Source organism: Desulfoluna sp. HI9BLuna (genome assembly GCF_056829775.1).
The window spans coordinates 2,841,968-2,858,356 of record NZ_CP186555.1 but is presented as its reverse complement, the minus strand read 5'-3'; the positions used below and the strand labels follow the sequence as shown (position 1 = coordinate 2,858,356).

Here is a 16,389-nt window from a genome sequence, read left to right as displayed (position 1 = left end):
CCCCGAGCCACACGTACGCCTGACTTTACGCACCGTGGCCATGGTCTCAATCACCAATCACACGCAACATAACTGAAACGATTTGGGAAGAAATACGATTGATACGAAACCTATTTAAACGCATAGCGGAATTTGTCACAGGATCGAGCAAGGACGACGACTCGTCGGCCATACCGTTCGCGGAACTCTCACGCAAAAAAGCGGAAGAACAGGCAAAAAAAGAGCGGGCTGAACGAAAACGACGGCCCCGGGACAAGAAGAACACCGACCAGAACAAGGACGCGGCCAAGTCCAAACGCGGTGATTCCCGACAGCGCTCCAAGGGCAAGACAACCAAGCAGGCCCCTGCCAAACGCGCCTCCGAAGGCCAGAAACCCCGTGAAGAGAAAGCACCAAACCGGAACGGCCGCAACTCCCAGGGCCAGCGACCCCAGCGGGAGGCCTCTCCCAAGAAAGAGGCCCCAAAACGAAACGGGGCTCAGAAGCAGCCCAAAAAGCCTGCCTGGAAGCTTGAAGATTTTCAGGTTCCGGAAAAAGAAGGCGAGGTCCGTTTTCACGACCTTGATCTGCCCATCAAGCTCATGCAGGGCATTGCCGACCTGGGCTTTCAGTACGCCACCCCCATTCAGGCAGGCTGCCTGCCAGAAACCCTGAAGGGCCGGGACGCCATCGGCAAAGCACAGACCGGTACCGGAAAGAGCGCGGCCTTTCTCATCACCATCATCAACCACATTGCAAAGCACCCCATGCGTGGCGGCCCCGAGCGCGGATTTCCCCGTGCTCTGATCCTTGCCCCCACCCGCGAGCTGGCCCTTCAGATCGAAAAAGATGCCCGGGCCCTCTGCAAATTCACCCCCTACACCATCGTCTCCCTCTTCGGGGGCACCGGTTACGACAAGCAGAAAAAAGGCATGGCCGGTCCCGTGGATATCATCGTGGCCACCCCGGGCCGCCTCATCGACTTCAAGAACCAGAGGCTGGTGGACCTCTCCCGCGTGGAGATCCTGGTCATCGACGAAGCCGACCGTATGCTGGACATGGGCTTCATCCCCGATATCCGCAAGATCGTCTACGCCACGCCCCACAAGGAGCAGCGCCAGACCCTCTTTTTCAGCGCCACCTACTCCAGTGATGTGATGCGCCTGGCCGAGCAGTGGACCCGGGATCCCCACCACACAGAGATCGAGCCTGAAACCGTGGAGTCCGCATCCGTGGACCAGAAGATCTTCCTGGTCACCACCGATGAGAAGTTCCCCCTCCTCTACAACCTCATTACCTTAAGAAAGCTCACCAAGGTCCTGGTCTTCACCAACCGAAGGGACCAGGCACGAAACCTTGCCGAGCGCCTCAACAAACTCAAAATCAAGGCCGACCTGCTCTCCGGAGAAGTGGCCCAGAACAAGCGCATCCGTGCCCTGGAGGATTTCCGCTCCGGTAAGGTCGAGGTGCTCGTGGCAACGGATGTGGCCGCCCGCGGTCTCCACATCGATGAAATCAGCCACGTCATCAACTACAACCTGCCCCAGGACCCCGAGCACTATGTCCACCGTATCGGACGTACCGGCCGGGCAGGCGCCACCGGAACCTCAGTAAGCTTTGCCTGTGAGGACGACTCCTACTACATCCCGGCCATTGAGGAGCTCCTCGGCCACAAGCTGAGCTGCGAGTACCCCGCTGACGAACTGATCCAGGAGGTGAAGTCTCCCTCACGCAATCAGCGCCAGAGATCTCGAAAGCCTCAGTCCTCACGTCAGGAGCCCAAGGCACAGGAAGCCGATACCCAGAAGCCCGACCTTGAAAGTGCCCAGAAAGAGGAGACTCCCCGTGAGGAGTCCGCCCCCAGAGAGCCACGTAAATCAAGGTCACCCCGTTCCAAAAAAAGCCCGGCCAAGGCCAAGGGCCCTGCCTCCCACTCTCCCTGGCTCGATCCCATCGCCATGGAAGAGCCGCCGGAAGATGAAGGAACCTCGGATACCCCAGAGACCTCCACTGTAGCCATGCCCGAGTTAACCCTTACGGACAAACCCGAGCCTGAAGCGGCACCTGCGGAAAAGCTTGAAACGGCTCCTGTAGAAGAGCCCGAAGCTGCTCCTGAGGAAGAACCCGAGGCGACTCCTGCAGAAGAGCCCGAAGCTGCTCCTGTGGAAGTGCCCGAAGCGACTCCTGCAGAAGAGCCCGAAGCTGCTCCTGCGGAAGAGCCTGAAGCGGCTCCTGCAGAAGAGCCCGAGACTGCTCCCGTGGAAAAGCCCGAAGCGGCTCCTGCGGAAGAGCCCGAAGCGGCCCCTGCGGAAGAGCCCGAAGCGACTCCTGTGGAAGAACCTGAGGCAGCTCCTGCAGAAGAACCTGAGGCAGCTCCTGCAGAAGAGCCTGAGACTGCTCCTGTGGAAGAGCCCGAAGCTGCTCCTGTAAAAGAGCCAGAGACTGCTCCTGTGGAAAAGTCTGAAGCAGCCCCTGCAGAAGAACCCGAAGCGGCCCCTTCGCGTCAGCCGAAGAGCCCCCGACCGGTTCGCCAGACCCGCCGTCCCAACGCACCTAAGTATCGCAAGCGTTCGGGAGGCAGGTACACGAGCAAGACTCGCGCCGACAGATAAAGCCCCCTGATGACAAAAAGCGCCGCTTGAAAAAGCGGCGCTTTTTTTTTGGTTTTTTGATAACAATGCAGGTGAACCTCCGGCCACCCGGAAGGGCTCCATGGATTCGTTTCCTCCGGGTCATCGGTTATCTTCACACAAGCCATCGCGTGGCAACGCGATCCAACTGGTTGAGGTGCTCCCAATGAACCAACCCGTCAAGCTGCTGCTCTTTGATATCGGCGGCGTCTTTATCCAGCTCACCGGTGTGGACCAGATGCTCTCATGGACAAAGGGCCTCCACACGGAAACAGAACTCTGGAGGCTCTGGATCAATTCCCGGGCCGTAAAAGAATTTGAAACCGGTCGGATCACACCCGACACCTTTGCCGCTGAATTGATCCGGGAATTTTCCCTTCCTGTGGATGTCCCCACCTTTCTGGATGCCTTTGTATCCTGGACCACCCAGCCTTTTCCGGGGTTTAATGAGCTCATGGCCGAGCTCAACGGCGACTACCAGACCGCCTCCCTTTCCAACACCAACGAGCTTCACTGGAACAACCTCTGCGAGAGCCTGCACATCCACCGGTTCTTTGACCACAACTTCCCCTCCCATGAACTGGGATGCATGAAGCCTGACAAGGCCTCCTTTTGCCACGTCCTCGACACCCTCCAGGTAGCCCCGGAAGAGACCCTTTTTTTCGATGATACCCCTGTCAACATCGACGCAGCCCGCGCCCTTGGTATCAAGGCCCATCAGGTCTGCGGCGTGGACAACCTCTCTCAGACACTCAAGGAGCTCGACATCCTGTGACCCCACTTCAGCGCCAGGAACTGAAAGCCCATATGGAATCGGAACTCACGCAGCTCAAAGAGGAGCTCGCTGCCACCGAAGAACACACCAAGCCCGCTGTGACCCCGGACAGTGCCATCGGGCGTATCTCCCGGGTGGAGGCCATGCAGAGTCGCCACATCGGAGAAGCCTCAGCCCGGGCAAGGAAAGCGCGTATCGCTCGATTGGAGCACGCCCTGGCCCATGTGGATGACGAGGACTACGGCCTCTGTATTGCCTGCGAAGAGCCCATTCCCCTGGCCCGCCTGCGCCTCATACCCGAAGCCACCCACTGCGTGGCTTGTGCCGCTGACATGGAGAGCTAAAGACCCCCTCCACAGGTGCCTTCCGGTCAGCCTGGCCGGCATCCCACACCTTTCTGTGGATGATGTTTCACGTGAAACACCATCCACAACACCACGCTCTGCCCCAACAAACCCTCTGTTAAATCGTCCTTCATAATTGCCTCCGGCGGGTCGCTTTTTGAAAAAAGCTCCGCAAAAACGTTCCGGTTGAATGGCCGTTATGGGTAGACCAATCGGCTCACCGAAAGTTACCGGCAGGTGCAGGTCGCTGCCAAAATCGGTTTGTCACACGTTTTAAATGAGAAACCCAGCAGGATAGCCGGGATAAAGATGAGCTGAATGGTTGCGCGTCATAAAGATCAAGGCAACCGGTACCGCGCACCTGCTCACGGGTTACTTCCAAAAAGCCGGGTTGTGATCCGATAAAAAGATGTCAGGGGATGATAAAGGGTGGGGATGAGACAAACCTGGCCTCAGCGTGCACAAAATGCGAGATTTTTGGCAAAATAATACTATATAATCAATATATTACAAAGTAATTAGTCAAATTCGTAAGATCTCGCACTCTTTATGGGATAACCATCCATAATCAGAAAAAGGGCAAAACGGGAAATTATACGCAGATATCAAAGATAAGCCTTTTTCATGTGCAATCCAACCCAGCCCTGGCGGGTTTTTTCCGCTTTGAGATCAAAATGAGACGCGTAAGCCTCTATCACCCTGCCCTCTTCCCCAGACTTGATGCCCGACAGTACCAGATCCCCTGCCGGTGCAGTCCACCGATGAATGGAGTCCTCCAGGGAGATCAATGTGGGGTATCTCAGGTTGGCTGTGACCACATCATAATTGTGGGCAGACGAAAACCCATCGGCGTGATGGACCTGAAGGCAGTGGGAGCACCCGTTGAGCACGGCGTTCTCCCGGGCATCGTGCATGGCAATGGGATCAATCTCCGTGGCGTCCACATGGGAGCACCCGAGCTTGATGGCCAGAAGGGAGAGCACCCCGGTGCCGGTTCCCAGGTCCAGAGCATGGTCCCAACGGGAACCGTTGTTGTGTGCAGTGGTCATAAACTCCGCACAGAGACGGGTGGTGGGGTGGGTTCCGTTGCCGAAACTGATCCCCTCTTTCATGGTGATGCAACAGGAACCGTCGGTGGAGGAAGGAAGGTGGGGCGGGGCCAGAACAACCCCCGGGACCAGGGGATGGTATCGGTTGAGGGACGGAACCACCACGGTGCGTCCCAGCTGCTGGCGATAGGCGAGATGGTTATTCTCCACGCAGCGGGTCAGACAGGCCCGGGCCGTCCGTCGGTTCATGCCGTGATCGGCCATGAGGGTGGCCATGATCTCAGCGGGCGTCAGGGAACGGGTGGTCCCATTTACATGGGCAATCACAACATCATCAACACAGATCGTTTCCATACAGTTCCCTGCTTTGCCTCGGGCGACTCGCTTATTGAAAAAAGCTCCGCAAAACCGTTTCGGTTGAATGGCCGTTATGGTTAAAACAGTCGATTCGCCGAAAGCTTGTGGACGGTCCACGTGGTTCGTAGGACCTGCTTTCAAACCCAGTCCATAAAAGTGGTGAAAGATTGGCCCCCGGCAGGAGCGCCGGAGGCATTTTTTGGGAGCTGAATAGTTCCCTTGGGTCTAACAAACAGGTCATAAAAAACATGTTTATAACTGTCGTTTTAAAGGCGGATGCGTTTTGACCCGAGGAACGAGAGCAAAACGCATCCGCACCCTGCTTTCAAGGTGGTACACCATGCCGCCGGAGGCTTATTGCTCCCCTGATTAATCAAAGGTCAGGGTCTTCCCCTCTTTTTTCAAGAGCTCGTCGTACCAGTGAACAAATTCAAAGGCAGCGCGCACCTTGTCGGTGTTGTTCATCACCCCCATGGCCATCTCCATGACCGACTGGGAATACTGATTGGACGGATTTTCGGGCCCCACCTCGGCCAGGAACTCGCGGATGAGCTGGTCCACGGTGCGCTCGGAACCGTCCACCCGGATATCCAGGGGATCTTTGGGATCACCAAAGGGGTTCCAGTTCTCGTAGCCCTGCTTCATGATCATCTTCTGGCCCCGTTTTCCCATGGAGTCGAAGATGGCCTTCTTCTTGGCCTCGACCTCCTCATCGGTAAACTCGTTGTGGGTCATGCCGACGGTGCTCATACCTTGACCTCCACCCCTAAGTACTCTTCGTTAAAATCGGTTAACAGGACCATGGACAGGGGCATGAGCACGCTTCCCATCTTGGTGAAACGGGAGTCGAGCTTTCTCACCAGTTCCGCTGAGACTTTGTAGAGACGGTTGTAAACCAGATCCATGTTGAGGGTGGGGTACGCCTTGCCCTGGTCAAACCCGGAGAGACCGCAGGTGTGTCCCTGGCCCCCTGCGGAGGTGGGGATCCCGTACACCCGGCAGGCGATGGGACGGTAGTCGTACATCAGGCAGGTCCCCTCTTCCCCGAGAAGGGGGCAGCGCATGCGCGCTTTGGAGACCTCTTCGATGATGGCCGCATCTGTCTCTCCGGCTTCATGGCGCTTGTACGCTTCTTTCTTGAGCTTGGCCAGAGCCCGGTCCACGGTGTTGGCACGTTCGGTGATCTCAAAGCGCGCCTTGCCCGTGAACTGCTCATCAAACTTGCTTTTGATGTAGAGGGCCTCCACAAAGGTGAGGTCGAACAGGGCATGGCAGCAATCGTCGCAACCGGCCTTGCAGGTCACCTCGGTGGGAAACTCTGAGCTGACCTTGGTGAACACCTGGCCGACCTGATCCACCAGCGCTTCGTAACGGGTAAATGCCTCTGAAAAATCCATGACCATTCCATCCTATATCTTTGGCCCAGGATGCCGTCACCCCAAAAGGGTCGGCAGTCCCCATGACGGTCCTGCCCTTGTCCTGGGTAATCAATGTTTCACGTGAAACAACCGGCCACCTTCCGCAGGCGCCGGTCTATTTTCCAATGCAGAAATTACTGAAAATCTCATCCAGAATATCCACCTGAACCTCCTCGCCCAGGATCTCACCCATCAGGTCCATGGCCGAACGGATGTCGATGCTGATGGCATCAAAAGAGAGATGAGAATCTATACCCTCTACAGCATTTTCCACATTATTTAAAGCCTTTCTTACCAGGGCCACCTGCCGCCTGTTGGGAACCAGGGCGCTGCGGTCCTCGGGAAGCCGGGCCAGGATCCTGGCCACCACCGCCTCCTTGACAGCTTCCAGACCGTCTCCGGTCTTCACCGAGACCACCAGGTGTTCAATGCCCTGGGCGTTGAGCCCGTCGGCAGCTCCCCCCGGAGTCAGATCGGCCTTGTTCACCAGCACAAGATACTGGCGGGTGGCCACATGCTCCCGGATCTGCTCTACGGACTCGCCGCCCAACCCTTCGGACCCGTCCACCAGATAGAGAACCAGGTCCGAGGCCTCGATGCTGGAGAGGGTCCGCTCGATGCCGATCTTCTCCACAGGATCGTCGGTATGCCGGATTCCAGCGGTATCGGTGACCTGAAAAGCAATGCCGTCGATGTGGATAAACTCCTCAATCAGATCCCGGGTGGTGCCCGGCACATTGGTAACAATGGCTCGGTCCTGTCCGGAAAGGCGGTTCAGCAGGCTCGATTTTCCGGAGTTGGGGGGGCCTGCAATGACCACGCGGATCCCATGACGGAAAATATCCGACTGATCGAAATTCTCGATGAGTGAGACCAGGGTGGGAACCACGGAGCCGGAAAGCTGGTCCCGAATGGCCTCGGCCTGGATCTCTTCGTCCACGTCATCGGGAAAATCAAGGATGGCCTCCAGGGTAACGGAGATCTGCTTAAGGGTCTCCCGAAGGCCTGCAACGGCCTCTCCGAGTTCTCCCTTCACCATGGAGATGGCCATCTCATGGGAGGTGGTGGTCCGGGCGTTGATCAGATCGATAACGGCCTCGGCCTGGGAGAGGTTGATGCGCCCGTTCAAGTAGGCTCGCTTGGTGAACTCCCCGGGCTCGGCAAGGCGTGCTCCGGCTTCGATGAGAAGGTCCAGGATCTGACGCATGACCACAGGGCTGGCGTGGGACTGGATCTCCACGCAATCCTCAGCCGTATAGGACTTGGGTCCTTTCATGTAAAAAAGGATCACCTCATCCAAGGCGACCCCTTTGCCGTCCTCAAAGGTGCCGTAATAGACCCGGTGACTCTTGGGGCTGGTGACGCCGGAGGCGGACCTGAAAAAGGTCATGGCAATGGAAACGGCCTTCTGCCCGGAGACCCTTATAATGCCGATGCCGCCACGCCCCACGGGCGTGGCAATGGCTGCAATGGTATCAAGATCCAAATAGCTCATAGCTCTTTTCTGCTGTTGTGTTGTTATACCTGCTGATCATAATGCCTCCGGCGGCCCTGCCGGGGGCCAAACTTTTAAAAAGTTTGACAAACAGGTCTTAAGTAAGCCTTTCCAGGCTCCGCCGAAATAATTTCCCCTTTTTTACATTAGAAAAGTTTTTTGCGGAGCTTTTTTTCAAAAAAGCGACCCGCCGGAGGCAAAGGGAGACCACGTCACAGAGGCAATTTATCACATTTAAACTACCACGTCGCCTGCGGGGCGACCATAAAAAAAGCCCGTTTGACCGGGGAACGGCCAAACGGGCTTTAATAGCGTCAAAACCCAGATTATCTATCTGTTTTTATTGCGCATTCCCTTATTTCTCTTGGGGAAAATCACAAGGCGCCGGTAGTATCCCTCGCCCATGGACTGGGTCCGCACTCCGCGATCATCCTTCAGGGTAAGATGGATGATGCGGCGGTCGTGGGAAGACATGTGCCCGATGGTGTGGGGCTTGCCTGTTTTCTTGACCTTTTCAGCCATGCGCTGGGCGTGCTGACGGAGTTTTTCCTTGCGCATCTCCAGGTAGCCTTCGATGTCCACCTGGACCCGCACACGCTCCATGCTGTGCTTGTTGATGATCTTGTCCAACAGGTACTGGATCGCTTCGAGGGTCTGGCCTTTTTTACCGATCATCACGGCCGCGTTGCCGCCGGTGACGTTGTAGGTGAGAATATCCCCTTCCACGCTGTAGGCGATCTCGGACTCCTCGGAAATAAAGGAGGCGATCTCTTTTAAAATCTCCACACCCGCCTCGGCAGGTGTGAGTCCTTTGAAAAATCCCTCTTCAAAGGTCCGCTCGGTGTACTCGTAGGTGCGGTCTTCCCCTTTGAAGCCATCGAGTTCCGCAGTGGTGCGTTCCTCGGACTTGGGAGTCCCGAAGGCCTCGTCTACGAGGGATTTGGCTGCCCGGCCCTGCTTGGCCCGGGTCTGTTTGAGGGTCACGGAGATCTTGGCTTTTTTGGCCCCGAAGAGGCCGAACAGACCGGCACTCCCCTTGGTCACCACGTTGTAGTCCAGCTCCTCTCTCGGGATATCGAGTTCCTGCAAGGCAGCATCAATGGCTTTTTCCACGGTTCTGCCCTCAAATTCCCTAAGCGAATTCATACACTCCTCCAGAGGTTACGAGAGTTTCTTGGTGATATAGTACTGCTGAGAAATCGAAAGGATGTTGTTTACAAGCCAGTAGAGTACGAGCCCGGATGAAAAGTTCACGAAGATAACCGTCATCACGAGGGGCATCATCATCATCATCTTGGCCTGGGTGGGATCCCCGGTGGAGGGGGACATCTTCTGCTGGAGAAACATGGTGGCACCCATCAGAAGAGTCAGGACCGGAATCCCGGAGGGCTCTGCCATCATGGGGATGTTGAACCCGAAATGGAAGAGACGGTCCGGAGCGGACAGGTCGGTGATCCATCCGAAAAACGGAGCGTGACGCAGCTCAACCGCAGAGTAGAGCATGCGGTAGAGGGCAAAGAAGATGGGCATCTGCACCACCAGGGGCAAACAGCCGCTCATGGGGTTGACCTTGTAGGTCTTGTACAGGGCCATCACCTCCTGGTTCATGCGCTGCTTGTCGTCTTTGTACTTCTCCCGGAGTTTGGCCATGATGGGCTGGAGCTTTTTCATCTCGTGCATGGAGGTGTAGCTCTTGTTGCCCAGGGGCCAGAAAATCAGCTTGATGAGAATGGTCAAAAGGATAATGGCGATGCCGTAGTTGGCAATCACATGATCGTGGATCAGGTTCATCAGGCTGAGGCAGGGCTTGGCAATGATGTCAAACCAGCCGAAGTTCACCGCCTTGTGCACGGAAGAATCGAGCTTCTTGAGCATGCGGTAGCTCTTGGGGGCTGCAAGGATGTCCACGGTGAGGGTCTTCTCCCCGCCGGGCTGGATCATGCCCGTGGGCAGGTTCATGGCTGCGGTGATCACCCCGCTGTTGTCGGCCAGGGCCATGGAGGTACCGGCAACACCCTTGGGAATGACGGCGGTCATAAAGTAGCGGCTCTGCTGGGCCACCCACTCCACGTTCCCTTTAAAAAGGTTCTTGTCCTCGATCTTCTTCACCTTGACGTTTTCAAGGTGGCCATCCACAAAACCGCTGGGCCCTTCGAACCCGTAGGTCCTGCCGCCTTCCACCGTGGAGATCAGGCCGAAGGCCAGGTTATCGTTGATGGCAAGGGAGCTTCCGTTGCGCAGGGTCACCGTGGAGCCGATGTCGTAGGAATCCGGGCTGAAGTTGAAGCTGCGGACCACTTCCACGCCGGAGGCGCTGACCCAGCGGTAGGTAAGGCTGGCACCGTTTTCGCCGACCAGAACCTTTTCCTTGTCCACTTCAAACAGGGCGTCCACTGCGCCTTCCACACCGCTGCCCGTCACCGTTAAGGTAAAGGTGCGGTCCACTCCCTCGGGCACGAGGTTTTTAAAGGCGTCCCCTTTCAGAGTCTCTTTGTATTTCTTCAGTTCGAACCGTTTAACCGCGGCTCCGCGGTTGGTGAACTCGATGCGGTAAAGGGGAGACTCCACCACGGTGATGTTTTCCGCCACCACCGTCACAGGCTTGATATCCACGGCAGGTGCTGCCGGCTCCCCGGGTTGGGCCACGGGTTGTTCCACCTGTGTCTCCTGGGGAACGTCCACGGGCTTTTGGGGGGGAAAGAGAAAGTTCCACCCTACAAACACAATGATGGAAAGAATGATTGCTGCAAAGAGTCTGACTTGTTCCATTAGGTTCTCCGTTGTTCATCTTCTTTGTATAAGAAAGATGGTGCCTTGTTCATGTGCCAATGGCCCGTCCCTGCCCCGTGGGTTCACAAATGGTGCAACATCAAGGTGCCTGTTGCCGGGCGCTGGAATCTTCTGGACGGTTTCGTAATATTACGGATGATGCACGGCACAGCCATTCATGCGCAGAGGGGCTGGCGTGATCATCGGGTGTTTGCGGGTTCTTCTGGTCGGTGGGTGGGTGCTGAAGCTCTGATGAAGGATTTTATGGAAGCGGGTCGAACCCTCCGGGATGAAACGGGTGGCACTTGAGAATGCGTTTCACCGCCAAAAAGGACCCCTTAAGGATTCCATACCGTTCATAGGCCTCAATGGCGTATGCCGAACATGTGGGATAAAAACGGCATCTGGGACCAATCAAAGGGGAGATCAAATACTGATAGGCCTTTATCAATCCGACAAAGACCTGCTTAAGACTCAGTACTTGCTTTAATTTTTTGAAAAATATGCTCAAGGGATAAAAGGGTCTCTTTATTGCTGAGTTGAGCCGCTGTGCGCTTGGCAATAAGTTGGATATCCCGATTCTCAAAAAAGTGTCGACCGTTTTTCCGAAAATACTCGCGTACAATCCGTTTGATGCGGTTACGCGTGACAGCACCCCCAACCTTTTTTGATACAGTGATGCCTATGCGGGATGTCTGAAGGTTGTTTTCCAGGATATTGGCAACGAAGTGGCGGTTATGGACGGCTGCCCCTTTTCGGTAGAGTTCCTGGAACTGATGTCTCTTGAGAATCCTCAGCTCTTTTGTAAAGGCGTTCGCTCGCAAGTCTTATGTATCCCTGTATCATCGTACACTCCGTCGTGCCTCGTTCCGGCGGACCGTAAAGCAAGCCGTTACCGGCCTGCCGATCCCCCAAACGAGGCCCTCGGAGCTACCCTTTAACGAAGGCATCATAAAAATCAAGTGCGTATCAGGCGGACAGGCGCTTACGGCCTTTCGCACGACGACGCTTGATAATACGACGACCACCGGGAGTGGACATACGATTCATAAAACCGTGCTTTCTGGATCGCTTAAGGTTGCTTGGCTGAAATGTTCGTTTCATATGTGAATACCCCTATTTTACGTTTGATTTCACACTTTTGTGACGTTAAAATAAACCCGGTAACTTAATCATAAAATGCGACGGGTGTCAACAGCCATATTTTACTTGAATTTCTCGGTGAGTTCAAACTCTTCACGGTGAAAACGGCGGATGGGATAGATTTCGATTTTCTTTCCCAGCCGGTACTCTATGGCGCTGATGGTGCTGACCTCGTCTCGATGCAGGTAATCGGCCATCTCTTCACTCACCTTGAGGGTAAAAATATCCCCCATCATGTCCCGGGCGTGACGATGGATCTCCCGATAGATCTTCTGGGAGATGGTGGTTTTTGAGATGGTGTATCCGTCCCCGTAACACAAAGGACACTCCTCGCAGAGCATCCGGGTCAACGATTTTCTTACCCGCTTTCGGGTCATCTGGACCAACCCGATCTCGCTCATGGGAAGGATGTTTGTCCGGCACTTGTCCTTTTTAAACGCCTCCTTCAAGGACTCAAAGACACGCTCCCGGTTCTCCAGATTCTCCATGTCGATAAAATCGAGGATGATGATTCCCCCGATGTTCCGGAGGCGCACCTGGGCGGAAATTTCCCGGATCGCCTCGAGGTTGGTCTTGAAGATGGTCTCTTCAAAGTTGTGCTTGCCCACGTAGCGACCGGTGTTGACGTCGATGGAGGTCAACGCCTCGGTCTGCTCGATGACAATGTACCCCCCGCACTTGAGCCACACCTTCTTTTTCAGGGCACGGGTGATGTCCCCTTCCAGGTTGAAGGCCTCAAAAATAGGCTCGGACCGATCGTAGTACTCCACCTTCACCTTGAGCTCGGGCATGATCTTTCGGATGAAGTTGTTCACCGAATCGAACCCGAACTTGTTGTCGATGGTGAGGCGGTCCGCCTCGTGAGTCAATAGGTCCCGGATGGCCCGAAAGGTCACGGTGAGGTCACGGTGGAGACGGTAGGGAGCCGAAAAACTCCGGTACCGTTTCTTGATGTTCTCCCAGGAGTTAACCAGAAGGTCCATCTCCCGCTTGAGCTGCTCTTCGGCGATCCCTTCCCCTGCAGTACGGAAAATATATCCGTAAGGGACATCCCGCTTGTCGCTGATCAGATCCCGCAGGCGGGTGCGCTCCTCCTCGCTGGAAATGCGCTTGGAGATGCCGATGTGGTCCACGTTGGGCATGAGCACCAGGTAACGGCCCGGCAGGGAGATGTAGGTGGTGATGCGGGCCCCCTTAGTGCCGATGGGGGACTTGACCACCTGGACCATGATCTCCTGGCCCTCACGGAGCAGCTCTTCAATGGGAATCTGCCGGCCGGTGTTGTCCGGGGCAAACTCCTTGTTGCCGTTTTCACTGTACGGCGCCTCGTGTTCCCCGATGTTCTGCTTCTTCTGAACGTCGTCCACATAGATGAAGGCCGCCTGGTTGAGGCCGATATCCACAAAGGCGGCCTGCATGCCCGGCAGGACACGCTGCACACGGCCTTTATAGATATTGCCGTTGATGTTGGTATCATCGCCGCGCTCCACAAAAAGCTCAACGATATTACCATCTTCCAGGAGGGCCACACGGGTCTCCTGTTCCGTTACGTTAACAACCAGTTCCTTGTACATGTATAGGGACCACGATTCGGTTATCGGGTTAAGAGACTTCGTCAATCCGGCAGATTTTTACCAGACCCAGGTGAGCAGCGGCGTCATCGGCAAGGGAGAAAATATGCTTCACTGCGAGATCAGGACGGATGACCACACCATCAATCCCTTTCAGATCGATGGTCAACTGAGAGGGGGAATGGATCTCCACCCCTCTGACAAACAGCTTCAAATCAACCTCTTTTATATTTCCTTTTTTGCCCTTTTTTTCAATTATAAAATTATTTAATTCCATAAATTTACTTAAACAATGGGCATCAAAAAGATCAGATCGCGCGTGTACCTTGTATCTGAACGTATCGTCTTTCGGGCCTTTGGATTTAACAAAGGGCTTGATATCCCGAATTTCTATTCCTTCAACAAGATGTTGGTTCAATTTATTTTTTATCTCACATGAAGAGAGCTCAGAGGCCACGGAAACCACGAACGTCTCCTCCAGGCTCTCCATCCCCAGGGGCATGGGATCGGAAAAGGTAATCCGGGGCCGGGGGTTGTACCCGTGGGACTTTTCGATGGTAAGGCCGGCCCGACGAAAGGCCTTGGTGACGATGTTGACCAGCTCCAGGTGACCGAAAAAACGGGCATTGCCCACCTTGGTATAGGCCATGCTGTACTTCACGAAGGGACCCGGTTCGGAGGCCTTAACCGGGGCAGCCGGAGCCTCGTCTTCCAGGGGAGCGCAGATCACGGGCCGGATGGTCTTGAAGTCGCAGATCCCGCAGCCGGAACAGTCTCCGTAGCGGCAGTCCGGGGTCAGGGAGGCACACAGGGCCCTTGCCCTCTCCTTCTTCAGGTACGCCTTGGTAACACCGGAGTCGATGTGATCCCAGGGCAACGGCTCGTCCAGGCTGCGATGGCGACGACATAAAAGATCCCAGTCCAGCCCTTCCTCTTCAACGGCCTCACGCCAGAGCCCAAGGTCCATGTACTCGCTCCAGCCGTCAAGGCGGCATCCCTTTTCCCAGGCCCGGATCAACAGGGAGGTCAGGCGACGGTCCCCGCGGGACCAGATCCCCTCCAGCCAGCTGATGTCCGTGCTTCCCCACTTCAGGGTCACACCGCGCATGCGCAGGCTCTCTTTGAGCCAGCAGATCTTCTCCCACGCCTCGTCCCGGGTAATCTGCCCCTCCCACTGAAACACCGAGTGGGGCTTGGGAATAAAGGTGGAGACACTCACGTTGATGGCCGCCCTCTTGTTCCGGGTAAGACCGCGCAAGGTCTTCACCAGATCCACAATGCCCTGGAGGTCTTCATCGGTTTCCGTGGGAAGCCCGATCATGAAGTAGAGCTTGATGGTGGTCCAGCCCAGTTCAAAGGCGCTCTTCACCGTGCCGATGATGTCCTCTTCGGAGATCCCCTTGTTGATCACGTCCCGAAGGCGCTGTGTCCCCGCTTCCGGGGCGATGGTGAACCCGGTCTTGCGAACGTTCTTGATGATCTCCATGAGTTCACCGGTCAGGCGGCCCGCCCGGATGGAAGGAAGGGAAACCGCCACCTTCTCCCCATCGGCACAGCACCCCGAGGTGATCCCCCGCATGAGCTGGGCCAGCTGCTCGTAGTCCCCGGTACTTAAAGAGAGAAGGGAGATGTCGTTGTACCCCGTGGTCTCAAGGGATTCGCCGCTTAAGCTCAAGAGATCGTCCACGCTGCGCTCCCTCACCGGCCGGTAAATCATGCTGGCCTGGCAGAAACGACAGCCGCGGGTGCATCCCCGGGAAATCTCAAGGCGAAGCCGGTCATGCACAGGCTTGCCAAAGGGAATCACCGGCTTTTCAGGAAAGGACTCCTTGGAAAGCTCAGGGACAATGGCCCGTTTTACCCTGGGAACCGAGGGACTCAAGGGCTTGACCACGGCCATTGTGGCGCCTTCGTCGCCCATGGCCTCGTAACTCACATCAAATCGCGAAGGCACGTAAACCCCGGCAATCTGCTCCACCTGGCTGAGCAGGGCCTCTTTGTCCGCACCGCTCTTGCGCCAGACGGCAATGGCCTCGGCCACCTCCACCAGCGCCTCTTCCCCGTCCCCGATAATCAGAAAATCGAAAATATCGGCCACGGGCTCGGGGTTGAAGGTGCAGGGGCCCCCTGCGATCACCAGGGGATGGGATGCATCCCGGTCCTTGGCAAGGAAGGGAATCCCGGACAGGTCCAGCATGGTCAGGACGCTGGTGTAGTTCAGCTCGTAGAGGAGGCTGAACCCCACCACATCAAAGTCACCCAGGGGCGTGCGTGTCTCCAGGGAGAAGAGAGGCTCTCCCTTCTCTTTGAGCAGGGCCTCCATGTCAGGTGCCGGGGCAAACACGCGCTCGGCATAAATGTTCTCCCGCTTGTTAAGCAGGGCGTAGAGAATCTGGATCCCGAAATGGGAGGTGCCGATATCGTAAAGGTCCGGAAACGCCAGCACCATATGCAGGTCCACGGCTTCCGGGTTTTTCACCACACGGTTCACCTCGGTCCCCAGATAACGGCTCGGCTGGGCCACCTCGGTGAGGATATCTTGAATCGTTGTATCGTCCATGTTACGTTATTTTATAACCTTCTGAAATCTTGAGGGTTTTATTTTACATCGAATTGTAAACATTTCATAATAGACCACATTTCAATAAAATACCATATGCTAAATCCCCAGGGTTAACGCATTTAGATTTTTGCCCCCGGCGGCCCTGCCGGGGGCAAAACCTTTGATCCGCCTTCACCCAAGGGCTACGGCGCGACAAGAAAGTTAGACAAACAGGTTTCGTTTTTTGAGGATGCGTCGCTACAAGGCATAGCCCTCTTCATTTTTTATTACCGGAACGTTTTTGCGGCTTGTCACGG

The 16,389-nt window shown here is 55.8% G+C and carries 14 protein-coding genes; 3 read left to right on the top strand and 11 right to left on the bottom strand.

Going from position 1 to position 16,389, the window contains the following annotated elements:
* The first annotated feature begins 98 nt into the window (after positions 1–98).
* The 3 genes from ACOYW0_RS11635 to ACOYW0_RS11625 all read left to right on the top strand — a co-directional run bounded on the left by ACOYW0_RS11635 (position 99) and on the right by ACOYW0_RS11625 (position 3,728).
* Entirely contained in the window at positions 99–2,591 is a 2,493-nt protein-coding gene (locus tag ACOYW0_RS11635) for a DEAD/DEAH box helicase (protein ID WP_482418595.1), read from the top strand.
* Positions 2,592–2,775: 184 nt separating this feature from the next.
* Positions 2,776–3,384 carry an HAD family hydrolase gene (locus ACOYW0_RS11630; RefSeq protein ID WP_482418594.1) on the top strand — a complete coding sequence of 203 codons (609 nt, stop codon included), beginning with the start codon at positions 2,776–2,778 and terminating at the stop codon, positions 3,382–3,384.
* A complete protein-coding gene (locus ACOYW0_RS11625; protein WP_482418593.1) occupies positions 3,381–3,728 on the top strand; it encodes a TraR/DksA family transcriptional regulator in 348 nt (115 codons plus the stop codon). Before ACOYW0_RS11630 ends, ACOYW0_RS11625 begins: the two co-directional genes overlap by 4 nt.
* 605 nt (positions 3,729–4,333) lie before the next feature.
* On the opposite strand, the gene ACOYW0_RS11620 is transcribed toward ACOYW0_RS11625, so the two are convergent.
* The 11 genes from ACOYW0_RS11620 to ACOYW0_RS11570 form a co-directional block, all read right to left on the bottom strand.
* Positions 4,334–5,131, bottom strand: a complete 798-nt coding sequence (locus tag ACOYW0_RS11620) for a 50S ribosomal protein L11 methyltransferase (RefSeq protein WP_482418592.1) — start codon at positions 5,129–5,131, stop codon at positions 4,334–4,336.
* Between the two features lie 372 nt (positions 5,132–5,503).
* The gene (locus ACOYW0_RS11615; RefSeq protein WP_246317736.1) at positions 5,504–5,884 is read right to left on the bottom strand and encodes a hypothetical protein; all 381 of its coding nucleotides are present in this window, start codon (positions 5,882–5,884) and stop codon (positions 5,504–5,506) included.
* Entirely contained in the window at positions 5,881–6,531 is a 651-nt protein-coding gene (locus ACOYW0_RS11610) for a YkgJ family cysteine cluster protein (protein WP_482418591.1), read from the bottom strand. The genes ACOYW0_RS11615 and ACOYW0_RS11610 overlap by 4 nt, the downstream gene beginning before the upstream one ends.
* Before the next feature lie 136 nt (positions 6,532–6,667).
* A complete protein-coding gene (gene mnmE / locus ACOYW0_RS11605; RefSeq protein ID WP_482418590.1) occupies positions 6,668–8,047 on the bottom strand; it encodes a tRNA uridine-5-carboxymethylaminomethyl(34) synthesis GTPase MnmE in 1,380 nt (459 codons plus the stop codon).
* A gap of 330 nt (positions 8,048–8,377) precedes the next feature.
* Entirely contained in the window at positions 8,378–9,193 is an 816-nt protein-coding gene (gene jag, locus ACOYW0_RS11600; protein ID WP_482418589.1) for an RNA-binding cell elongation regulator Jag/EloR, read from the bottom strand.
* Positions 9,194–9,208: 15 nt separating this feature from the next.
* On the bottom strand, positions 9,209–10,816 hold the full coding sequence (yidC, locus tag ACOYW0_RS11595) for a membrane protein insertase YidC (protein WP_482418588.1): 1,608 nt from the start codon (positions 10,814–10,816) through the stop codon (positions 9,209–9,211).
* Positions 10,817–11,078: 262 nt separating this feature from the next.
* On the bottom strand, positions 11,079–11,327 hold the full coding sequence (gene yidD / locus ACOYW0_RS11590) for a membrane protein insertion efficiency factor YidD (RefSeq protein ID WP_425484394.1): 249 nt from the start codon (positions 11,325–11,327) through the stop codon (positions 11,079–11,081).
* On the bottom strand, positions 11,284–11,640 hold the full coding sequence (gene rnpA, locus ACOYW0_RS11585) for a ribonuclease P protein component (RefSeq protein WP_180138225.1): 357 nt from the start codon (positions 11,638–11,640) through the stop codon (positions 11,284–11,286). The genes yidD and rnpA overlap by 44 nt, the downstream gene beginning before the upstream one ends.
* A 145-nt stretch (positions 11,641–11,785) precedes the next feature.
* Positions 11,786–11,920: a 50S ribosomal protein L34 gene (gene rpmH / locus ACOYW0_RS11580; RefSeq protein WP_180138223.1), complete on the bottom strand. Its 135-nt coding sequence runs from the start codon at positions 11,918–11,920 to the stop codon at positions 11,786–11,788.
* Positions 11,921–12,021: 101 nt separating this feature from the next.
* The gene (locus tag ACOYW0_RS11575) at positions 12,022–13,533 is read right to left on the bottom strand and encodes an Rne/Rng family ribonuclease (RefSeq protein WP_482418587.1); all 1,512 of its coding nucleotides are present in this window, start codon (positions 13,531–13,533) and stop codon (positions 12,022–12,024) included.
* Positions 13,534–13,561: 28 nt separating this feature from the next.
* Entirely contained in the window at positions 13,562–16,090 is a 2,529-nt protein-coding gene (locus ACOYW0_RS11570; RefSeq protein ID WP_482418586.1) for a TIGR03960 family B12-binding radical SAM protein, read from the bottom strand.
* Positions 16,091–16,389: the final 299 nt, after the last annotated feature.

Coding starts and splice junctions, on each gene's coding strand:
- ACOYW0_RS11630 (WP_482418594.1), top strand. CDS start 2,776: ATGAACCAACCCGTCAAGCTGCTGCTCTTTGATATCGGCGGCGTCTTT.
- ACOYW0_RS11620 (WP_482418592.1), bottom strand. CDS start 5,131: ATGGAAACGATCTGTGTTGATGATGTTGTGATTGCCCATGTAAATGGG.
- ACOYW0_RS11615 (WP_246317736.1), bottom strand. CDS start 5,884: ATGAGCACCGTCGGCATGACCCACAACGAGTTTACCGATGAGGAGGTC.
- ACOYW0_RS11610 (WP_482418591.1), bottom strand. CDS start 6,531: ATGGATTTTTCAGAGGCATTTACCCGTTACGAAGCGCTGGTGGATCAG.
- mnmE (WP_482418590.1), bottom strand. CDS start 8,047: ATGAGCTATTTGGATCTTGATACCATTGCAGCCATTGCCACGCCCGTG.
- jag (WP_482418589.1), bottom strand. CDS start 9,193: ATGAATTCGCTTAGGGAATTTGAGGGCAGAACCGTGGAAAAAGCCATT.
- yidC (WP_482418588.1), bottom strand. CDS start 10,816: ATGGAACAAGTCAGACTCTTTGCAGCAATCATTCTTTCCATCATTGTG.
- rpmH (WP_180138223.1), bottom strand. CDS start 11,920: ATGAAACGAACATTTCAGCCAAGCAACCTTAAGCGATCCAGAAAGCAC.
- ACOYW0_RS11575 (WP_482418587.1), bottom strand. CDS start 13,533: ATGTACAAGGAACTGGTTGTTAACGTAACGGAACAGGAGACCCGTGTG.
- ACOYW0_RS11570 (WP_482418586.1), bottom strand. CDS start 16,090: ATGGACGATACAACGATTCAAGATATCCTCACCGAGGTGGCCCAGCCG.